Source organism: Pseudaminobacter salicylatoxidans, from assembly GCF_003148475.1.
Lineage (GTDB): Bacteria > Pseudomonadota > Alphaproteobacteria > Rhizobiales > Rhizobiaceae > Pseudaminobacter > Pseudaminobacter salicylatoxidans.
Map to the genome: position 1 here is coordinate 167367 of NZ_QGGG01000005.1, position 16498 is coordinate 183864.

Below are 16498 nucleotides of genomic sequence, written 5' to 3' on the forward strand. Positions count from 1 at the left end.
AGTCCGGATGCCAGCACCGCTATCGCGTACCCCAGCCGCCACAGGCCGCACGGCCGGCGCCTGCATCGCCATTGGCGCCTTCGACGGTGTCCATCTCGGCCATCAGGCGGTGGTCGGCGCCATGCTGCGCCAGGCCCGCTCGCAAGGCATGGCCGCGCTCGTCCAGACCTTCGATCCCTTGCCGAAGGTGGCGTTCGGGCGCGGACGGCCGATCTGCCCGCTTGCCGAGCGCATGTCCCGCCTCTATGCGCTCGGCGTCGACAGGGTGCATGTTGCAAATTTCACCTCCGACTATGCCGCCCGCCCGGCCGAGGCCTTTCTCGACGACCTGACCGGGCTGGACGTTCGGGAAGTCTATGTCGGTGACGACTTCCGCTTTGGGCGCGGCCGCAGCGGCGATCTTGCGCTGCTGGCCACGCGCTTCCGGGTAACGACCGCCGAAAGCGTGACCTGCCCGCGAGGCGAGCGCATTTCCTCGACACGGATACGCCGCCTGCGCGCAGGCGGCGAGGCCGGCGCTGCCCGCGCGCTGCTCGGCCTCCTGCCTGGCGCCTTCGCCTTTGCGCAGGAAGCAGCCGTCCAGACCCTCTCTCCCCTCGATCTGGAGATGTTGTCATGACCACCATGGCCCCAGTTCTCGACGCCCGCGAATTCCGCAATGCCTGCGGCGGTTTCAGCACCGGCGTGACGGTGATTTCCACGCGCTGCGGCGAAGGCGATCATGCCATGACGGCGAATGCCTTCATGTCGATCTCGCTCGACCCGCCGCTCATCGCCATTTCCCTGGCCGACACCGCGCGCATGTTGCCGCGGTTGCGGGCAGCGGGAGCCTTCGCGGTGAGCGTGCTGCGCGAAGACATGGAGGACATCGCCTGGCATTTCGCCGGCAAACCCCGCTTCGAGGGGCCGGCGCCCTTCATCGAGCTTGGCGGATTGCCTGTCATCGGTGACGCCGCCTCGGTCTTCGTCGCGGACGTGCACAGCGAGGTGGCGGCCGGCGACCATGTCATTGTCATCGGCCATGTCCATGCCATGCAGTGCGACCCGTACGCACGGCCGCTGGTCTTCCACGGCGGACGCTTCGCCAGCCTGCCGGCGATGGCCTGATGACGAGGTTCGTCCAATGAGTGCCGAGGATGGCGCCAACACCGCACAGCCGTTCGACATAAGGCGGCTGCGCTATTTCCTTGCCGTGGCGCGCGAGCTGCATTTCGGCCGTGCCGCCGACCGGCTGGGCATCGCCCAGCCGCCGCTGTCGCGCATGATCGCCCAGCTCGAACGCGATCTCGACGTACAGCTCTTCGACCGCAGCCGCAGCCAGATCGCCCTCACCCAGGCCGGTGAACTGCTGAAGACGCGGGCGGGTTATATCACTGAGGAAATCGAGCGCGCCGTGCGCGATGTCCGCCTCATCGGCAAGGGCGGCTCGGGCGTGCTGCGCGTCTCCTTCGTCGGCTCGGCCACACATGGCCCGTTTCCGACGCTCATCAAGCGCTTCCGCTGTGCCTACCCGGAAGTTGACCTGCGGCTCAGCGCCATGAACAACGCCGAATCCCACGAGCAGCTCATCACCCGCGCCATCGACGTGGCGCTGGTGCGGCCGAGCCTGGACGACGCCACCTTGCGCCAGCAGCTTTTCGTCGAGGAGCCGCTGGTGGCAGCGGTGCATGAGAGTGCGGCGAAGGAACTTGGCCCCTCGATCCGCCTGGCGGCGCTGAAGGACCATCCCTTCGTGCTCTTTCCGCGCAAGCCGCGCCCCTGTTTTGCCGACATGGTGCTCGGCCTGTGCGCCGAAGCCGGCTTCCAGCCGCCGCAGATCGTGTGGGCGCCGGATTACCAGACCGCGATCAGCCTGGTGGCAGTGGGCGAAGGCATTTCCATCGTGCCCGCCTGTTGTGAGGCGGCAAACCGGCCCGGCGTCAGCTTCTGCCACCTCAGCGACGATCAGGCGCGTACCCGCCTGTCGATCTGCGCGCGCAGCGACAACCAAAGCCCCCAGGTGTTCAAGTTCCTCGATTTTGCGCGCTCCTTCGCGCGCAGCATCGCCAGCGCGCAAGCGGAGGCATGACATCGTGCGGTATCGCGTCAGACCCGGCGAGTATTGGACAATCGGCGCCGCCGCCTCGAAACTCCGACCATCAATTGCAGTGAAGAAACGAGCGTAACGTGACCACCACCATCGACCATATCGAGAGCATCATCATCGACGTGCCCACAGTGCGCGGCCATGTCCTGTCGATGACGACGATGATGACCCAGTCCGTGGTGCTGGTGCGTGTCCGCTTCTCGGACGGATCGGCAGGCTGGGGCGAAGGCGCCTCCATCGGCGGCCTTTCCTACGGTCCCGAAAGCGTGGAAAGCATCAAGCTCGCCATCGACAGCTATATCGCGCCGGTGCTGATGGGAAGGGATGCCGACCGTATCGCCGCCGCTTCCGGGCTGATGGCGCGCGCGGTCAAGGGCAATCACGCAGCCCGCGCGGCGGTGGAAACAGCGCTGTGGGACGGGCTCGCCCGTCGCCTCGGCGTTCCGGTCGCGCAGCTCTTCGGCGGCCGCATCCACGACCGGCTGCCGGTGGCCTGGACGCTCGCCTCCGGAAATAGCGAGACCGACATAGCCGAGGCCGAGCGGATGCTTTCAGAGCGCCGGCACCGCGATTTCAAGCTGAAGATCGGCAAGCGCAAGGTGAAGGAGGACCTTGCCCATGTCGCGGCCATTGCCCGCGCCGTCGGTGACCGGGGCACCATCCGCGTCGACGTCAACCAGGCGTGGAGCCTGACCGAGGCCCGCTACGGCGTGAGGGGCCTGCAGGAAATCGGCTGCGTGCTGATCGAGCAGCCGGTGCCGCGCGAACGGCTAGACGGCTTGCGTGCGCTTACCCAAGGCTACGAGATCGCCATCATGGCCGACGAGGTGCTGCAAGGACCGGCCGACGCCATGCGCGTCGCAGCTGAGCGCGCCGCCGACGTGTTTGCCGTCAAGGTCTGCCAATCGGGCGGGCTGATGCCGGCCGCCGAGGTCATCGCCATTGCGCGCGCCGCCGGCATCGGGCTCTATGGCGGCACCATGCTGGAAAGCGGACTGGGCACGGCCGCGGCCGTGCAGCTCTTCGCCACGGTGCCCGAACTGGCCTGGGGCACTGAGCTGTTTGGCCCCTTGCTGCTGACGGAGGAAATCCTCGCCGAGCCATTGCGCTATGGCGATTTCTCCGTCGCCGTGCCGGATGGCCCCGGAATTGGCACCGTGCCCGATCCCGACAAGGTGAAATTCTACCGTCGCGACCGGCCCGGCTCGCTGATGGCGGTCGGCACCGCCTGATTTACACCACCTTGCGCGCCACCTTCTGGGCCAGCGTCACGAAATTGTGGACGTGGATGCCCTGCTCGTCGATGCGATGATTGACGGAAATGCCGGTGCGTATCGTCAGGTCGGCGATCTCGTGATAGCGCACGCCGTTGCGCTGCACCGCGCCGACCGAGGCCGGAACCAGCGCCACGCCCTCGCCCACCGAAACCAGCGCGATCGCCGTCTGGAAATCCATGGTGAAGACGCGCCGGGAAGTATCCGCGCCCACGCTCTCGCAGGCGGCGATGACGACATCGGCGAATGAGGGGCGCGGATATTCGGGGTAGAGGATATAAGTCGACTGCGCGAGGTGCGGCAACGACACCGGACCTTGCGTGGTGATCAGCGCATCGGGTGCGGCCAGCACCAGCGGCTCATCCACCAGTTTGCGGGTGACGATCTCGCTGTCGTTGAGCGCTGGCCGCGCAATGGCGATGTCGATGTCGCGCCGGATCAGCGACCGCTGTAGCTGCGCATTGTTCATTGGCGCCAGCGACAGGTTGACTTCCGGCCAGGACGCCCGGAAGGATTTCAGGATCGTTGGCAGCATGCCGTAGGTGGCCGAGCCGACGAAGCCGATGCGCAGCCGTCCCTCGGCCCCCTGCCCAATGCGCCTGATCTCCAGCCTGATGTCGCTGAGCTCGGCCAGCAATGCCGATCCGCGCTGGTAGAAGCGCTCGCCCGCCTGCGTCAGCGAAATCGCATTGCGGCCCCGATTGATGAGCTGCGCGCCGAGATCACTTTCGATCTGCTGGATCTGGCGCGACAGCGGCGGCTGCGCCATGCCCAGCCGCTCGGCGGCGCGGCCGAAATGCAGCTCCTCGGCAAGGGCAATGAAATATTCGATCTGCTTCAGGTTCATCGGCGTTCTCCGCGCCCCAAGCTGATACGCGCGCCGGGATATGGCAAGCGGCGGCACAACGCAAAAATGCCGCGCCCCTGAGGGCGCGGCATTTTTGCTTGGGAGATGAAATCTATTCGGCTGCCAGTCTTTGTTCCTGCGCCTGCGGCTTCAGCGTGAAGTCGAAGCGGACATAGAGGTCGGTATCGTCGCCGGGCCGGCCCGGCTCGAACCTGGCGACGAGGCTGTTCTTCACTGCGAACACCGAGTCTTCGTCGAGCCATGGACTGTCGGCGTCGAATACCTGGCTGACCAGCGTGCGGTAGCCGTCCCTGGCCACGATGAAGTGAAGATGTCCGGGCCGATTGGGGTGGTGCCCCATATAGCGGATGAGTTCGCCGGCCGTTTCGTTGTCCGGGATCGGATATGGCACCGGCCGCACCGCGCGCAGGGCGAAATGACCATCCTCGTCCGTTTCGAACCGGCCACGCAGATTGTATTCGGGCTGATTGGGGTCGTGGTTCTCGTAAAGGCCGTTCGGTGCATCCTCCCAGATATCGAGCGTGACGCCGGCGAGCGGCTTGCCATCGGTGTCACGCACATATCCTTCCACCAGGACGCTTTCCTCGCCGTCGAAATGCTTCTGCACGGTCGATGCGCCCTTGGGCAGGACCGGCGGGTTTTCGCGATAGAACGGCCCGAGCACGGTCGATTCACTTTCGTCCCCGTCGATCGGGTTCGACAGCATGTCGACCAGCACCTCGACGCCGAGAATATCGCCCAGAAGGATGAATTCCTGCCGCCTGTCGTCGCAGACCTTGCCGGCACGAGCCAGATAATCGCAAGCCTGCAGGAACTCGTGATGCTGCAGCTTCACATCGCGGCAGAAGCCGTGCAAATGCTTGAGCAGAGACGTCATGATCTCGCGCTGCCGCGGCGAGACCTCGCCATGCCGGCCGAGCGATTCGACGACGACATCGGTGACGTTTTCAATGGTTACGTTGCGCATGCCTTTCCTCCCGGTGTGCGATGGGAGCCCTGCCTGCCCCCTGAACCGTCCCGACTATCCACGTCCTGCCCGGCCACGCCAATGCACCGGCCGGTATCGCCCGATACCCGACCTTTGCGCTCCATTCTTGCCGGTATGAAGGCATACCTTGCCCGGCATTGCCAGGAAGGAGCGCCCTGTCCTTGATGGAATGATGCCGCATCGCGCTCGATTGGTCGATGCCGGATGGAGGATAGAGGCACCATGCTGGACACCCTGTTGACGATGCAGCAAAGGCTCAACGCCACACCGCATCTTCTGCGCCTTGGAAGGCTGTTTTGCGAAACCGTCCTCATCGAGGTCGAGGACCAGTCGTTCTATCTGCAATTCCGCGACGGGCACCTTGTATCGGTGACGCCAGGCCCCAGCAGCAAGACCCCCTGGCGCTTTGCCCTGCACACCGACACGGCCGCGCTCGAGGCCTTCTGGCAACCGCTGCCGGCCCCAGGTTTCCACGACATATTCGGGCTGGTGAAGATCGGCCGGGGCCGCATCGACGGCGACATCCTGGCGCTGGTGAAGAACCTGCGCTTCTTCAAGGAATTCATGGCGCTCGGCCGCGCTACGGACAGCAGGGAGCAGCCGGCATGACATTCGAACCGATCACCGGCGGCTACATCAACATCACCGTCGGCGGCCGCGCATTGCGCGTCTTCGTCGAGATGGCCGGCGAAGGCCGGCCGGTCCTGTGCCTGCACACGGCCGGTGCCGACACCCGCCAGTGGCGGCATATCCTGAACGATGCCGAACTGACCAGCGGCAACCGCTTCTTCGCCTTCGACATGCCCTGGCACGGCAAGTCCCTGCCGCCCCGGGGTTTCGAAACGGAAGAATATCTGCTCACCACCGAAACCTATATCGAGACGGTGCTGGCGGTGGCCGACGCGCTGGCGCTGGAGCGCCCGATATTGGCCGGCTGCTCGATGGGCGGGCGCATCGCCTTGCAGATCGCAGCGCTGCATCCGGAACGCTTTTCCGGCTTCATCGCCATCGAGGCTTCCGACTTCCAGCCCGCCTGGTACGACATCGACTGGTTCCACCGCCCCGATGCCCATGGCGGCGAGATGGGGGCCGCCCTTGTCTCGACCAACATATCACCACATGCGCCGGCGCCGGATCGCTGGGCGACGCTGTGGATGTTCATGCAGTCCGGCCCCGGCGTGTTCCGCGGCGACCTGTCCTTCTACACGCAGGACAGGAGCCTGATCGAGCGGTTGCATCTCATCGATACGGCACATACGCCGGTGCATTTCCTGGTCGGGGCCTATGATCTCACCTGCACCCCGGAGGATGCCCGCCGCACAGCCGACGCCATCGAGGGCGCAACTCTGTCCGTCATGCCGGAACTCGGGCATTTTCCGATGTCGGAGCATCCCGAGGCCTTCCGGCCCTATTTCGCCGACGCACTGAAGCGGATGGACCGGCGCCAACCGGCAGTTGCCGCGGGGCATCAGGACGCCTGAGACAAGGCGGCAGCGATCACCGGGATCGTGCCGGGGTGATCCTCGCGCGCGGGATATGAATACGCATCACTCCGTTGCAACCGGTTGCATGGCGCGCCTGCGGCCGCGGCGTGGTTGCAGGCTGCGGACGATCCGATAGGCGATCAGGACAGCCAGCAGCCCCAGATAGAAATAGTGCTCGGCTGCCAGCACCTTGGTCGAAAGCGCAAAATGCAGCCCCGCCAGGCCGGCAATGACGTAGACAAGCCTGTGCAGGCGGGACCAGTTACGGCCCAGGCGTTTGATCGAAAAGCTGTTCGAGGTCAAAGCCAGCGGCACGAGCAGCAACAACGCGGCCATGCCAAGGGTTATGAACGGGCGTTTCACAATGTCGGCCAGCACCGCCGACGGCACAAGCGCCTGATCCAGAACCAGATAGACGGCAAAATGCATGAGGACGTAGTAAAAACTCAACAATCCGAGGGCGCGGCGATAGCGGATCAAATTCGGCCCGCCAAGATCGCGGAGGGGCGATACGGCCAGCGTCAGGACGATAAAGCGCAGCGCCCACAGGCCCAGATGATGCTCGAATGTCTTGACGGGATCGGCTCCCAGATTGCCCGTCGCGCCCAGATAGAAGCCCCATGCGGCGGGAAGCAGGCCCGCGACATACAGCATCCAGACCGATGCCGGGCGCCATCGCCTTGCAATTCCGGACCGAAGAAGCGCCATCAGAAGTATTTCCCGAGGTCCATGCCGCTATAAAGGCTCGCCACCTCGTCGGCATAGCCGTTGAACGGCAATGTCGGCCGGCGGCTCGCACCAAAGAAACCGCCTTCCCCTATCGGCCTTTCCGTCGCCTGGCTCCAGCGGGGATGATCGACGGCCGGGTTCACATTGGCATAGAACCCGTATTCCGTCGGGTTGACGACCTGCCAGGTGTTCTTGGGCTGCTTGTCGGTGAGTGTGATCCGCACGATCGATTTTATGCCCTTGAAGCCGTATTTCCATGGCACCACGAGCCGGATGGGCGCGCCGTTCTGGTTCGGCAGCGTCTGCCCATAAAGCCCGACGGCCAACAATGTCAGCGGATGGCGCGCCTCGTCCAGCCGCAGGCCCTCGACATAGGGCCATGGAAGCGACTGGAACAGACCACTCTGGCCCGGCATTTCGGATGGCCGCACCACGGTTTCGAATGCGACATATTTCGCGCTGCCGAGCGGTTCGACCTTGTCGAGAAGAGATGCCAGCGGAAAGCCATCCCACGGAATGACCATCGACCATGCTTCTACGCACCGCATGCGGTAGATCCGCTCCTCGACAGGAAACGATTTGATGAGTTGGTCGATATCGAAGGTGCCGGGCTTGGCGACCATTCCGTCCACCTGAATGGTCCAGGGCAAAGGCTTGAACGCGCCGGATTTTTCGGAAGGATCATCCTTTCCGAGACCGAATTCATAAAAATTGTTGTAGGTCGTCACATCTTCGAACGGTGTCGCCTTGTCATCGACCGAATATGTGCTCCGGGTGGCCTGAAGCGACCGGGCCGACCCTGGCGTCGTATAAGCCGCAAGGCCCGCCGCCATGGCCCCGGTGAGAAATTCCCGTCTTCCCAGATAGACCTGGCGGGGGGTGATTTCGGATGCGGGCACCGGAGTGGGGCGATAGCGGCGCATTTGTCGTCCTTTCGAGATAGCCGGGTCGGCTTCGGCCTTTTGAGGTTCACGTCGTCGCAATTCGGAGTTCCAGACGTTTTCCCGCCGCTTCCACGGCGGCGCGGGCCTGTCCGTCCATCCATCATGCGCATGTAGACGTCTCAGGCGGCATTATATTCCGCGACGGCCGAAAATCATTGCGTCAACGCCGATGGTAGCCCGTGGAGGCTCTCGCCAGCGCGCATGCGATGCAGACGCGCTGCTTCTGGCCCCCGGAGAGGGAACGCAGATAGCGGCCGAGCACGTCGACGGGCAGCGCGACCTTCTCAAGCAGGTCGCGCGTGCGTGCGCGTCCCTCAGCAGCAGAAAGAAAACGAGCCGGTGGCCAGCAGCCTTTGTAAAATGATTGTTCCGCCCTGGCCGAGCTCCAAAGTGCCGCTCATCAGCCAGTGGTCGAAACGCAATCCGCCCTCCGAACATGCGTCTCATGGATAGTTGCGCGCTCGCAGCCCCAGCAGTTGCTTCACCTCTAACTCGCCGGATCGTACATGAACTCGCGGAGTTCTTGCGAGCAACGGCAGGCGATCGCGATCTTCTTCGCCCATTGCACAGCATCCTCGCGGGTCGGCCATTCCAACACTGTGAGCCCACCCTTGAGTTGGCTCCCCGGATAAATCTCAGTGGACACCGATCCGTCGCCGGAGACCAACACGGGATCGACCTGCTCATCGATTCCTCCCCCCAAACACGTAGACACCGGCTGCTTTGGCTTCCTCGATCACCGCACGAGCCTCGGCGGAGACGATCGGGAACTCTTCGCCCGTGAGCACCATAGCTTCGCTCGGGAAGGAGATGAGATACTTGGTCATTCCTTATTGATGCATCAAGGATACAATAGCGGCAAATCAACAAGCGCCCTTGCAGGTCTGCGTTCGGCTCCCCGAAGCGTCCGCAAGAAGGTCGATTGCCGAGACGATACTATCCGCAACAGGACGCGGCTCCGGTCTGCTGCGCTCGGTGCCTTGGCTTGCAGATGGCAGGGCGCGGAGCGAGGTGCGCAGTCACCCGGTCGCCCTCGATGTCGAGGCCGCCAACGTCGTAGACCTTCATGGGCTCGCCCGGCCTGCTCACCTCCCATGTCAGTCGTGCGGCGTGGTCGAGCGCGACCCTGCTGCTGACCTTCGCGAGGATCGTCCGGAATTTGGCGACGGTCATGGGCATACCGCCTTCGCCCGCCGGAATGTCCTCCACCTGTAGAACGGTTTCCTGCCATGCGTCGGGATTGCCGCCGCAATCCAGCGTGACGAAGGAGCCCGCCTTTACCTCGGTGACGTGATAGCCGGGCTGCACCCGCTGCCCGTCGTCATATGCGAGGACAAGGGCTTTGTCCGCATGGGTCTCCAGTGCGTCGAGGAAGACCCCGAGCGAGGCATCGCCGTGAAAATCTGTCTTGCGGGGGCTGGCGTGAACGTTCATGAGCGTGTATCCATATTTCAACAACTCTTGAGAGATTGAAATATCCATGAACGAAAAGCAAGCCCTTTCCGCCTTCGCGGCGCTCTCGCAGGAAACCAGGCTGCGCATTGTCCGCATGCTGGTGACGGCTGGGCCGGAAGGCATGCCGGCGGGCGCGATCGGCGAAGCGATGGACGGTGCGTCGTCGTCCCGCATGTCCTTCCACCTGAGCCACCTCGAACAGTCAGGCCTCATCGAATCCCGTCGGCAAGGCCGCTCGATCATCTACAGCGCCGCCTATCCAGCGCTCTCCGGCCTGCTCGACTTCCTCATGCGCGACTGCTGCCAGGGCCATCCGGACGTGTGCAGCCCCGTCGTGGACAAGCTCAACGCCTGCTGCGAACCCACAAGGGAAAAAGCCAATGCCTGCTGACAACGCTTCCGGACGGATATTCAACGTCCTGTTCCTCTGCACCGGGAACTCCGCCCGCTCGATCCTCGCCGAAAGCATCCTGAACAAGGAAGGCGCGGGCCGCTTCCATGCCTTCTCGGCGGGGAGCCAGCCGAAGGGCGAAGTAAACCCGCTGGCACTCAAGATGCTCGCGGACTTCGATTACCCGACCGAAGGCCTGCGGTCGAAGCCGTGGGACGAATTCGCCGTCCCCGATGCCCCCGTGATGGATTTCGTGTTCACCGTCTGCGACAGCGCGGCCGGGGAGTCCTGCCCGGTCTGGCCGGGGCAACCGATGACGGCGCATTGGGGCATCGAAGATCCCGCCTCCGTCACCGGGACGGAGATGGAGCGGCGCACCGCCTTCGTGACCGCATTCGGCTATCTCCGGAATCGGATCGCCGCGTTCACGGCTCTGCCCGTCTCCAGCCTCGACAAGGCAACGCTCCGCACCCGCCTTGTCGAAATCGGCCAGTCGGAAGGCACGACCTCGGCTCGCGGCAACGCGGCATAGGTCTACGGTTACAGGAATTTCCCATGTCTACCTTTGAACGCTACCTGACGCTGTGGGTAGTCTTGTGCATCGTCGTCGGCATAGTCCTCGGGCATCTGATGCCGGGTTTCTTTCAGGCGGTCGGCGCGCTCGAAATCGCCAATGTGAATCTGCCTGTCGCGATGCTGATCTGGCTGATGATCGTGCCGATGCTGCTCAAGATCGACTTCGCCGCGCTGCGGGAAGTCGGGCAGCACTGGCGCGGCATCGGCGTGACCCTGTTCATCAATTGGGCCGTCAAGCCGTTCTCCATGGCGCTGCTCGGGTGGCTGTTCATCGGCTGGCTGTTCCGACCTTACCTGCCCGCCGACCAGATAGATAGCTACATTGCTGGCCTTATCATCCTTGCCGCCGCGCCCTGCACGGCAATGGTGTTCGTGTGGTCGAACCTGACGAAGGGCAAGCCGCATTTCACACTGTCACAGGTGGCGCTCAACGACGCTATCATGGTGGTCGCCTTCGCACCCATCGTCGTCCTGCTGCTCGGTCTGTCGGCGATTACGGTGCCATGGGGAACGCTGGTTCTGTCAGTCGTCCTCTACATCGTCATTCCGGTGATCGTGGCGCAAGCCGTCCGGCGGCGGCTCCTTGCCTCGGGCGGCGCTCCGGCACTCGCGGCCTTGCCGGCGAAGCTGGGGCCGCTGTCGCTCGTCTCACTGCTGGCAACGCTCGTCCTGCTGTTCGGCTTCCAGGGTGAGCAGATCATTGCGCAGCCCATCATCATTGCCCTGCTAGCCGTCCCGATCCTGATACAGGTCTATTTCAACTCGGGGCTGGCCTACCTGCTCAACCGGGCCGTGGGCGAGCGGCATTGCGTGGCGGGGCCGTCCGCGCTGATAGGCGCGTCGAACTTCTTCGAACTGGCCGTGGCGGCTGCCATAAGCCTGTTCGGGTTCCACTCCGGAGCGGCCCTCGCGACGGTCGTGGGTGTCCTTGTCGAGGTTCCGGTAATGCTGTCGGTGGTCTGGATCGTGAATCGCTCAAAGGGATGGTATGAGCGCAGTGAAAGCAATGCCATTCCTGTCGAGGCTGAACACTGAACCATGGCTGTTGAAGCGCCTGCAAGCGAGCCTCTTGCCCGGCCGCGCTGGCAGGTCATTTCGGCGCTCGCATCGTCCAGATATTCGCATGAGGCAGTTCGTACTACCTGCTCGCCGTCTTCGCCGCGCCGATTGCGGCGGATACCGGATGGCCGGTGGCATGGATCGTCGGCGCGCTGTCTATCGGCCTGCTTGCGGCAAGCGTTCGTCTCGCCGCGCGTGGGCGATGCCATCGGCCGGCACGGCGGGCGGCCCATGCTGGCGCTAGCCTGCATGCTGCTCGCTTCCGGCCTTGTCATCCTCGCGGCTGCGCCGTCCCTGTGGGTGCTCGTCGTCGGGTGGGTGGTCCTCGGCGTTGGCATGGGGCTGGCCTCTACGATGCCGCGTTCGCCACCCTCGGCGGCTACTACGGACAGTCTGCCCGGTCGGCGATCACAACGCTGACCTTGTGAGGTGGCTTCGCAAGTACGGTCTCTTGGCCGCTCTCAGCCTTCTTCCTCGAACATATGGGATGGCGCCGGGCATGCCTGACCTACACGGCCATCCATCTCGTTGTCTCGTTGCCGCTGGTCCTTTTCGTCCTGCCGGGGAATGGCAGGGGCAAGCCTGACGGCAGGTGGAAAGAAGCTCCTGCACGGCAGGGAGCGGCGAGCCTACCGGTCATCATGGCGGTTTTGGTGCTGTCGGGGCTAGGCGTTACCATCGTATCGGTGCATCTGCTGACCATGTTGCAACAGCGCGGCTTGTCGCTGGCGGAAGCGGTGGCGCTCGGGGCGCTGATCGGCCTCGCCCAGGTCGCTGGCCGGATCGGGGAAATGGCGAGCGGCGGACGGCATCACCCTGTCTGGATGCTCGCGGCCGCCTGCGCTTTGACCGCCACGGGAATGGCGATGCTTGCATCCGGCTTTCGCGTCATCGGCCTGTCGTTGGTTCTGTATGGGGCAGGAAATGGTATCTTCTCAATCGCCAAAGGCGCGCTACCGCTCGCCCCGTTCGGTGCTTCTCGGTATGCACCGATCATAGGACGCCTCGCGCGACCCAGCCTTATCGCTCAGGCTCTCGGTCCGACCGTGGGCGCGTTCCTGCTATCGATCACCGGGACCGGCCAAGCTCTTATCGTGCTGACCGCTCTCGCCATCGCCAATCTTGTACTGGTAGCGCTTCTATGGAGGCAGATCTATCAATCCACCAGTCTCAACGCTTGTCGCTCAGGACGAGATCTCCAGGAGTTGGATCAGAAGACTAACTGAACTGATGCGGTGGATGCCCCCTTCGCCCGGCATCGTATGATGCTGTCCGCGCCATTGTGGCGCTGCCGAAGGAGGAAAGCATGTCAAACCTGCACATTCTGGCGATCGACCTCGTCAAGCGAATCTTCCAGATCCGTGGGACCGATCGGGGTGGGGCGTATGTGGATGCCCCCCACTTTGCAAGGATTTTCTTCCAACTCCTTCTGCAGCACGGTGCTTCTATCGGTCGTGTGTCAGGCCTCTGATCGTGGCCTTCACCACGGGGCCGGTATGCAGTTCGAAGAACAAGGGTCCACATCGGTTCAGAGAGCTTTGTGCTCGAGCCCCGGGACTGGTTCTCCCCGTCCTGAACATTGAAGTCCGCCGCATAGGTCGTCAGTGGATCTCCTTGCCGGGGTCAACCGCCCCCGAGACGTTCGCCGTTTTCCTCCGCCAGGAGTTCACCGCTCACGCCATTCGGTAATTCTGCTCCCTCGTCATGATCACCCACATGATCCGGGCCATCTTGTTCGCCAGAGCGACCGCCGCGACCATCCGAGGCTTGCGTCCGACGATTTGCCCAGGCCAATTGTCCGGCATAATGCCTTTCGAATGACCCACCGGATCCGGCTCATCGCGCCGACGATCAACAGCTTGCGAATGTCGGTCTGTCCCATCTTGCTAACCCCGCCGAGTGGTGTCTTGGCGCCGGTGGATCGCTGCCACAGCACGAGGCCGAGCCACGCGGCAAAATTCCTGCCGCTGGCGAAGGTGCGCAGATCAGGTGCAAACGCCATCACCGCACCGGCCGTCACGGGTCCCACGCCGGGCACGGTGCATAGCGTCGCATCTCGACGTTTTCCTGTGTCGCGTCTCTCAGCCTGAGGGTCAGATCGTCGATCTTCGAAATCTTTCCGATCGCCTTATGTACCTGAACCAACCGCTAGGAATTGGGCTACTTGAGATGCTGTACGTTCCGGGCTTTCCCAGTTTATGGAGTGGCCAGAATTGAGATCCAGCCAGATTTCTGCATTCGGTAGCGCGCTGGCAAGCTTCCTTTGGGCCGATTCATCAAAAATCTCGTCAAGACACCCGCCAAGCACGAGAGTCGGAGTACGTAGCGTGTACAGGGCAGAGCTATCAAAATCCGCCGGCCTGTAGTCGATCAATCCCTGAAGCGCCGCCGACCAGACATGTGCCGGCAAGAGGCTGCTCTCCCGTACTATGTCTTCCATCGACATGGTGGAGTCGATGGGATTGACGCAGGTGCCACTCTGGAAAGACCTCGCGAAATCCTGACCAACGGGATCGGAGAGCCCCTGCGTCTCGCGGTGAAAGCTGCGAAGAACAGCATTGTCGGCGGTCGGCGCGGTGGCGATCAGCACCATGCGCGACACCCTATCAGGGGCAGTGAGCGCGATGCTCTGCGCAATGAAGGTGCCCATCGAATGGCCGACAATGGCTGCCTTCGGCACGCCCATCGCCGTCATGAAGGCGAGGATGTCGGACGCATAGCCGTCGATTGAGTAGCCCCCCTCCGGTTTCGACGATCCACCGTGTCCGGGCAGGCTTGGAGCGAAAGCTGCAAAGCGGGACGGTAGATAATCCAGCACGCCTTTGAACGAGTACCAGCTGTCGGCATATCCGTGGATGAGTATGAGCGGTTCGGTTCCGCCGGGCCTGCGCACGTATTCCAGGGTCTTGCCGTCTGGTAACGATATGTATCGACGTTTATAGGATGTAATTGGGGACATACTTGGCTCCGCATGGAGAATTGACTGTGATTGAGAGGCTTCGCCGCTCCCGGCGAAGCCCACCCGATGATGTAACGGGCGAGGCAGAAGGAAGCCCGCCCTGCTCAGTCCTGAAGGTGGCTCCAAGCGAGTTGGTTGTAGGCTGCGGGATCGGTTGCCTTCACTTGGAGGGAACGCCCCCAGCCAAGAAGACCGACCAGAACGAAAGCGCCAGGAATGAGCCATACCCGCCATGTTTCGTCGCCTGTGAGCAGCGGCAGATTCGTCAGGGCGAGAATCAGAAAGCCACCAAGGCTGATAGTGGCGATCATTGGTGCCAAAAGATTTTGCCAGACCGTTGTCTCATGCGGATTGGTCCGGAAGAACCTTATGATCGAGAGGCAGACCAGAACCTGAACGATCAGCACACCCAGTGCCGAGGACGCAGCCAACCAGGAATACAGGATCGCGTAGGGATCGAGCCCGACAATCCCCGCGACACATATCGAGACCAGCGCGAAGGCCGTGTAGGAGCGGCAGGCCAGACGCGGTGCCTGATACGCCGTATCCGTCTGTCCGAGCGCCTTCGGCAGGAGACCGTCGCGGCCCAACGCGAACAGATAGCGGCTGATTGTGTTTTGGAAGGAAAGGACGCAGGCGAAGAGGCTCGTTACCAGCAGAGCCGTCATGACGAGCTTCAGCCATTCGCCGACACGGTCGGCCGCCGTATTGGTGAAAAGGTCCGAGAGGTCGCCCGTGGCGATCTCACGGATACTGGACGACCCGTAGGCGACAACCATGCACCATGCAGAGAAGGCGTAAAATGCGGTGATCACGAGCACTGCGACATAGGTCGCCGTGGGGATCGTGCGGCGTGGATTCTTTGCTTCCTCGGAAAAGATCACCGTCGCCTCGAATCCGATGAACGAAGCTACGGCAAACAGCAGGCTGACACCCAGGCCGGTCGAGAACACGGTCTGCGAATTGAACGACGCCAGATTTATGCCTTCGGGACCACCGCCCTGAGCGAGAATGGCAATGTTGAGGATCATTAGGACCGTCACCTCGCCGATCATGCAGATTCCCAACACTTTGCCGGAGAGTTCGATACTTCGGGTTGCGAAAATATCGACGGCAATCATGCAAATGGCCGTCCAGACCCACCACGGGAGAACCAGCCCTGCGCTCTCCCCGATGCCGGCGGCGACAATTCCGAAAAACGAATAGACCGCGATCTGGATCGTTATGTAGGTAAGGAGGGTCATGGCGCCGGTCGCGGAACCCCAGGACTTTCCAAGCCCTCGCGACACGAACACGTAGAACGCGCCGGCGCTGCCGATATAACGGCTCATGGCCGTGAAGCCGGAGGCAAAGATGAGATAGGCGAGCCCCGCTAGAAGATATGCCGCCGGGGCGCCGGCACCGTTGCCGATCGAAAAGGCCAGCGGTGCGGCACCGACGATGGCGGTCAGCGGTGCGGCCGCAGCGATAACGAAAAAGACAATACTTGCAGCGCCAAGCGCATTGCGCCGCAAACCCGCTGTGGGTACTTGATTATTTGACATCGAAAGTCCTCCCAAACGGTGGGAGCGTGCCACAGGCGCCTTGGCCGCGCTTGACAACTTCGGTCGACGGCCTGATGGTTTCGGCCAATTTGGCGGATTTAGTACGAATGGGTTCTGCACCACTCTTCGGCATGCCCGATT

Annotated in this window: 19 protein-coding genes and 1 pseudogene; 10 read left to right on the forward strand and 10 right to left on the reverse strand. The window is 63.0% G+C overall.

Annotation, left to right across the window (positions count from 1 at the left end):
* The first annotated feature begins 7 nt into the window (after positions 1 to 7).
* The 4 genes from C7441_RS09050 (at position 8) to C7441_RS09065 (ending at position 3318) form a co-directional block, all read left to right on the forward strand.
* Positions 8 to 619 carry an FAD synthetase family protein gene (locus tag C7441_RS09050; protein ID WP_109612582.1) on the forward strand — a complete coding sequence of 204 codons (612 nt, stop codon included), beginning with the start codon at positions 8 to 10 and terminating at the stop codon, positions 617 to 619.
* Complete coding sequence (locus C7441_RS09055; RefSeq protein ID WP_109612583.1) at positions 616 to 1107, forward strand: flavin reductase family protein; 492 nt, start codon at positions 616 to 618, stop codon at positions 1105 to 1107. The genes C7441_RS09050 and C7441_RS09055 overlap by 4 nt, the downstream gene beginning before the upstream one ends.
* A 16-nt stretch (positions 1108 to 1123) precedes the next feature.
* Positions 1124 to 2068 carry a LysR family transcriptional regulator gene (locus tag C7441_RS09060; RefSeq protein ID WP_109612584.1) on the forward strand — a complete coding sequence of 315 codons (945 nt, stop codon included), beginning with the start codon at positions 1124 to 1126 and terminating at the stop codon, positions 2066 to 2068.
* A 98-nt stretch (positions 2069 to 2166) separates the two neighbouring features.
* Positions 2167 to 3318, forward strand: coding sequence for a muconate/chloromuconate family cycloisomerase (locus C7441_RS09065; protein ID WP_109612585.1), 1152 nt, complete (start codon positions 2167 to 2169; stop codon positions 3316 to 3318).
* A 1-nt stretch (position 3319) separates the two neighbouring features.
* Here the strand turns inward: C7441_RS09065 and C7441_RS09070 are convergent, their stop codons facing one another.
* Together C7441_RS09070 and C7441_RS09075 are read right to left on the reverse strand one after the other, a co-directional pair.
* The gene (locus C7441_RS09070; RefSeq protein ID WP_109612586.1) at positions 3320 to 4207 is read right to left on the reverse strand and encodes a LysR family transcriptional regulator; all 888 of its coding nucleotides are present in this window, start codon (positions 4205 to 4207) and stop codon (positions 3320 to 3322) included.
* A gap of 112 nt (positions 4208 to 4319) precedes the next feature.
* Positions 4320 to 5195 (reverse strand): dioxygenase family protein, encoded by an 876-nt coding sequence (locus tag C7441_RS09075; protein WP_019170143.1) that lies wholly within the window; start codon positions 5193 to 5195, stop codon positions 4320 to 4322.
* 243 nt (positions 5196 to 5438) lie between these two features.
* Between C7441_RS09075 and C7441_RS09080 the strand changes: the two genes are divergently transcribed.
* Together C7441_RS09080 and C7441_RS09085 are read left to right on the forward strand one after the other, a co-directional pair.
* Positions 5439 to 5825: a hypothetical protein gene (locus C7441_RS09080; protein ID WP_109612707.1), complete on the forward strand. Its 387-nt coding sequence runs from the start codon at positions 5439 to 5441 to the stop codon at positions 5823 to 5825.
* Positions 5822 to 6697 carry an alpha/beta fold hydrolase gene (locus tag C7441_RS09085; protein ID WP_109612587.1) on the forward strand — a complete coding sequence of 292 codons (876 nt, stop codon included), beginning with the start codon at positions 5822 to 5824 and terminating at the stop codon, positions 6695 to 6697. The genes C7441_RS09080 and C7441_RS09085 overlap by 4 nt, the downstream gene beginning before the upstream one ends.
* Before the next feature lie 66 nt (positions 6698 to 6763).
* Here the strand turns inward: C7441_RS09085 and msrQ are convergent, their stop codons facing one another.
* From msrQ to C7441_RS09110, 5 genes and pseudogenes are all read right to left on the reverse strand, one after another.
* Positions 6764 to 7408, reverse strand: a complete 645-nt coding sequence (gene msrQ, locus C7441_RS09090) for a protein-methionine-sulfoxide reductase heme-binding subunit MsrQ (protein WP_109612588.1) — start codon at positions 7406 to 7408, stop codon at positions 6764 to 6766.
* Positions 7408 to 8352 carry a protein-methionine-sulfoxide reductase catalytic subunit MsrP gene (gene msrP, locus C7441_RS09095; protein WP_109612589.1) on the reverse strand — a complete coding sequence of 315 codons (945 nt, stop codon included), beginning with the start codon at positions 8350 to 8352 and terminating at the stop codon, positions 7408 to 7410. Before msrP ends, msrQ begins: the two co-directional genes overlap by 1 nt.
* Positions 8353 to 8533: 181 nt before the next feature.
* A pseudogene (locus C7441_RS09100) lies at positions 8534 to 8674 on the reverse strand (ATP-binding cassette domain-containing protein); the annotation flags it as partial.
* Positions 8675 to 9056: 382 nt separating this feature from the next.
* Positions 9057 to 9200, reverse strand: a complete 144-nt coding sequence (locus C7441_RS24230) for a hypothetical protein (protein WP_210205619.1) — start codon at positions 9198 to 9200, stop codon at positions 9057 to 9059.
* Positions 9201 to 9309: 109 nt separating this feature from the next.
* On the reverse strand, positions 9310 to 9807 hold the full coding sequence (locus C7441_RS09110) for a DUF6428 family protein (protein ID WP_109612708.1): 498 nt from the start codon (positions 9805 to 9807) through the stop codon (positions 9310 to 9312).
* Between the two features lie 46 nt (positions 9808 to 9853).
* Between C7441_RS09110 and C7441_RS09115 the strand changes: the two genes are divergently transcribed.
* From C7441_RS09115 to C7441_RS24585, 4 genes are all read left to right on the forward strand, one after another.
* Positions 9854 to 10219 (forward strand): ArsR/SmtB family transcription factor, encoded by a 366-nt coding sequence (locus C7441_RS09115; RefSeq protein WP_109612591.1) that lies wholly within the window; start codon positions 9854 to 9856, stop codon positions 10217 to 10219.
* Positions 10209 to 10751 carry an arsenate reductase ArsC gene (locus C7441_RS09120; protein WP_109612592.1) on the forward strand — a complete coding sequence of 181 codons (543 nt, stop codon included), beginning with the start codon at positions 10209 to 10211 and terminating at the stop codon, positions 10749 to 10751. Before C7441_RS09115 ends, C7441_RS09120 begins: the two co-directional genes overlap by 11 nt.
* 23 nt (positions 10752 to 10774) lie before the next feature.
* Positions 10775 to 11830 (forward strand): ACR3 family arsenite efflux transporter, encoded by a 1056-nt coding sequence (gene arsB, locus C7441_RS09125; protein WP_109612593.1) that lies wholly within the window; start codon positions 10775 to 10777, stop codon positions 11828 to 11830.
* Between the two features lie 506 nt (positions 11831 to 12336).
* Positions 12337 to 13080, forward strand: a complete 744-nt coding sequence (locus C7441_RS24585) for an MFS transporter (RefSeq protein ID WP_425326569.1) — start codon at positions 12337 to 12339, stop codon at positions 13078 to 13080.
* Positions 13081 to 13562: 482 nt separating this feature from the next.
* Here C7441_RS24585 and C7441_RS09140 read toward each other — a convergent pair whose 3' ends face one another.
* The 3 genes from C7441_RS09140 to C7441_RS09150 form a co-directional block, all read right to left on the reverse strand.
* The gene (locus C7441_RS09140; RefSeq protein WP_244916108.1) at positions 13563 to 13856 is read right to left on the reverse strand and encodes a transposase; all 294 of its coding nucleotides are present in this window, start codon (positions 13854 to 13856) and stop codon (positions 13563 to 13565) included.
* Between the two features lie 126 nt (positions 13857 to 13982).
* Positions 13983 to 14813, reverse strand: a complete 831-nt coding sequence (locus tag C7441_RS09145; RefSeq protein ID WP_170125062.1) for an alpha/beta fold hydrolase — start codon at positions 14811 to 14813, stop codon at positions 13983 to 13985.
* A gap of 104 nt (positions 14814 to 14917) precedes the next feature.
* Positions 14918 to 16357: an APC family permease gene (locus C7441_RS09150; protein ID WP_109612596.1), complete on the reverse strand. Its 1440-nt coding sequence runs from the start codon at positions 16355 to 16357 to the stop codon at positions 14918 to 14920.
* Positions 16358 to 16498: the final 141 nt, after the last annotated feature.

Coding starts and splice junctions, on each gene's coding strand:
- C7441_RS09110 (WP_109612708.1), bottom strand. CDS start 9,807: ATGAACGTTCACGCCAGCCCCCGCAAGACAGATTTTCACGGCGATGCC.
- C7441_RS24230 (WP_210205619.1), bottom strand. CDS start 9,200: ATGACCAAGTATCTCATCTCCTTCCCGAGCGAAGCTATGGTGCTCACG.
- C7441_RS09055 (WP_109612583.1), top strand. CDS start 616: ATGACCACCATGGCCCCAGTTCTCGACGCCCGCGAATTCCGCAATGCC.
- C7441_RS09050 (WP_109612582.1), top strand. CDS start 8: ATGCCAGCACCGCTATCGCGTACCCCAGCCGCCACAGGCCGCACGGCC.
- C7441_RS09060 (WP_109612584.1), top strand. CDS start 1,124: ATGAGTGCCGAGGATGGCGCCAACACCGCACAGCCGTTCGACATAAGG.
- C7441_RS09085 (WP_109612587.1), top strand. CDS start 5,822: ATGACATTCGAACCGATCACCGGCGGCTACATCAACATCACCGTCGGC.
- C7441_RS09145 (WP_170125062.1), bottom strand. CDS start 14,813: ATGTCCCCAATTACATCCTATAAACGTCGATACATATCGTTACCAGAC.
- C7441_RS09150 (WP_109612596.1), bottom strand. CDS start 16,357: ATGTCAAATAATCAAGTACCCACAGCGGGTTTGCGGCGCAATGCGCTT.
- C7441_RS09120 (WP_109612592.1), top strand. CDS start 10,209: ATGCCTGCTGACAACGCTTCCGGACGGATATTCAACGTCCTGTTCCTC.
- C7441_RS09080 (WP_109612707.1), top strand. CDS start 5,439: ATGCTGGACACCCTGTTGACGATGCAGCAAAGGCTCAACGCCACACCG.
- C7441_RS09140 (WP_244916108.1), bottom strand. CDS start 13,856: ATGGCGTTTGCACCTGATCTGCGCACCTTCGCCAGCGGCAGGAATTTT.
- C7441_RS24585 (WP_425326569.1), top strand. CDS start 12,337: ATGGGATGGCGCCGGGCATGCCTGACCTACACGGCCATCCATCTCGTT.
- msrP (WP_109612589.1), bottom strand. CDS start 8,352: ATGCGCCGCTATCGCCCCACTCCGGTGCCCGCATCCGAAATCACCCCC.
- msrQ (WP_109612588.1), bottom strand. CDS start 7,408: ATGGCGCTTCTTCGGTCCGGAATTGCAAGGCGATGGCGCCCGGCATCG.
- arsB (WP_109612593.1), top strand. CDS start 10,775: ATGTCTACCTTTGAACGCTACCTGACGCTGTGGGTAGTCTTGTGCATC.
- C7441_RS09070 (WP_109612586.1), bottom strand. CDS start 4,207: ATGAACCTGAAGCAGATCGAATATTTCATTGCCCTTGCCGAGGAGCTG.
- C7441_RS09075 (WP_019170143.1), bottom strand. CDS start 5,195: ATGCGCAACGTAACCATTGAAAACGTCACCGATGTCGTCGTCGAATCG.
- C7441_RS09115 (WP_109612591.1), top strand. CDS start 9,854: ATGAACGAAAAGCAAGCCCTTTCCGCCTTCGCGGCGCTCTCGCAGGAA.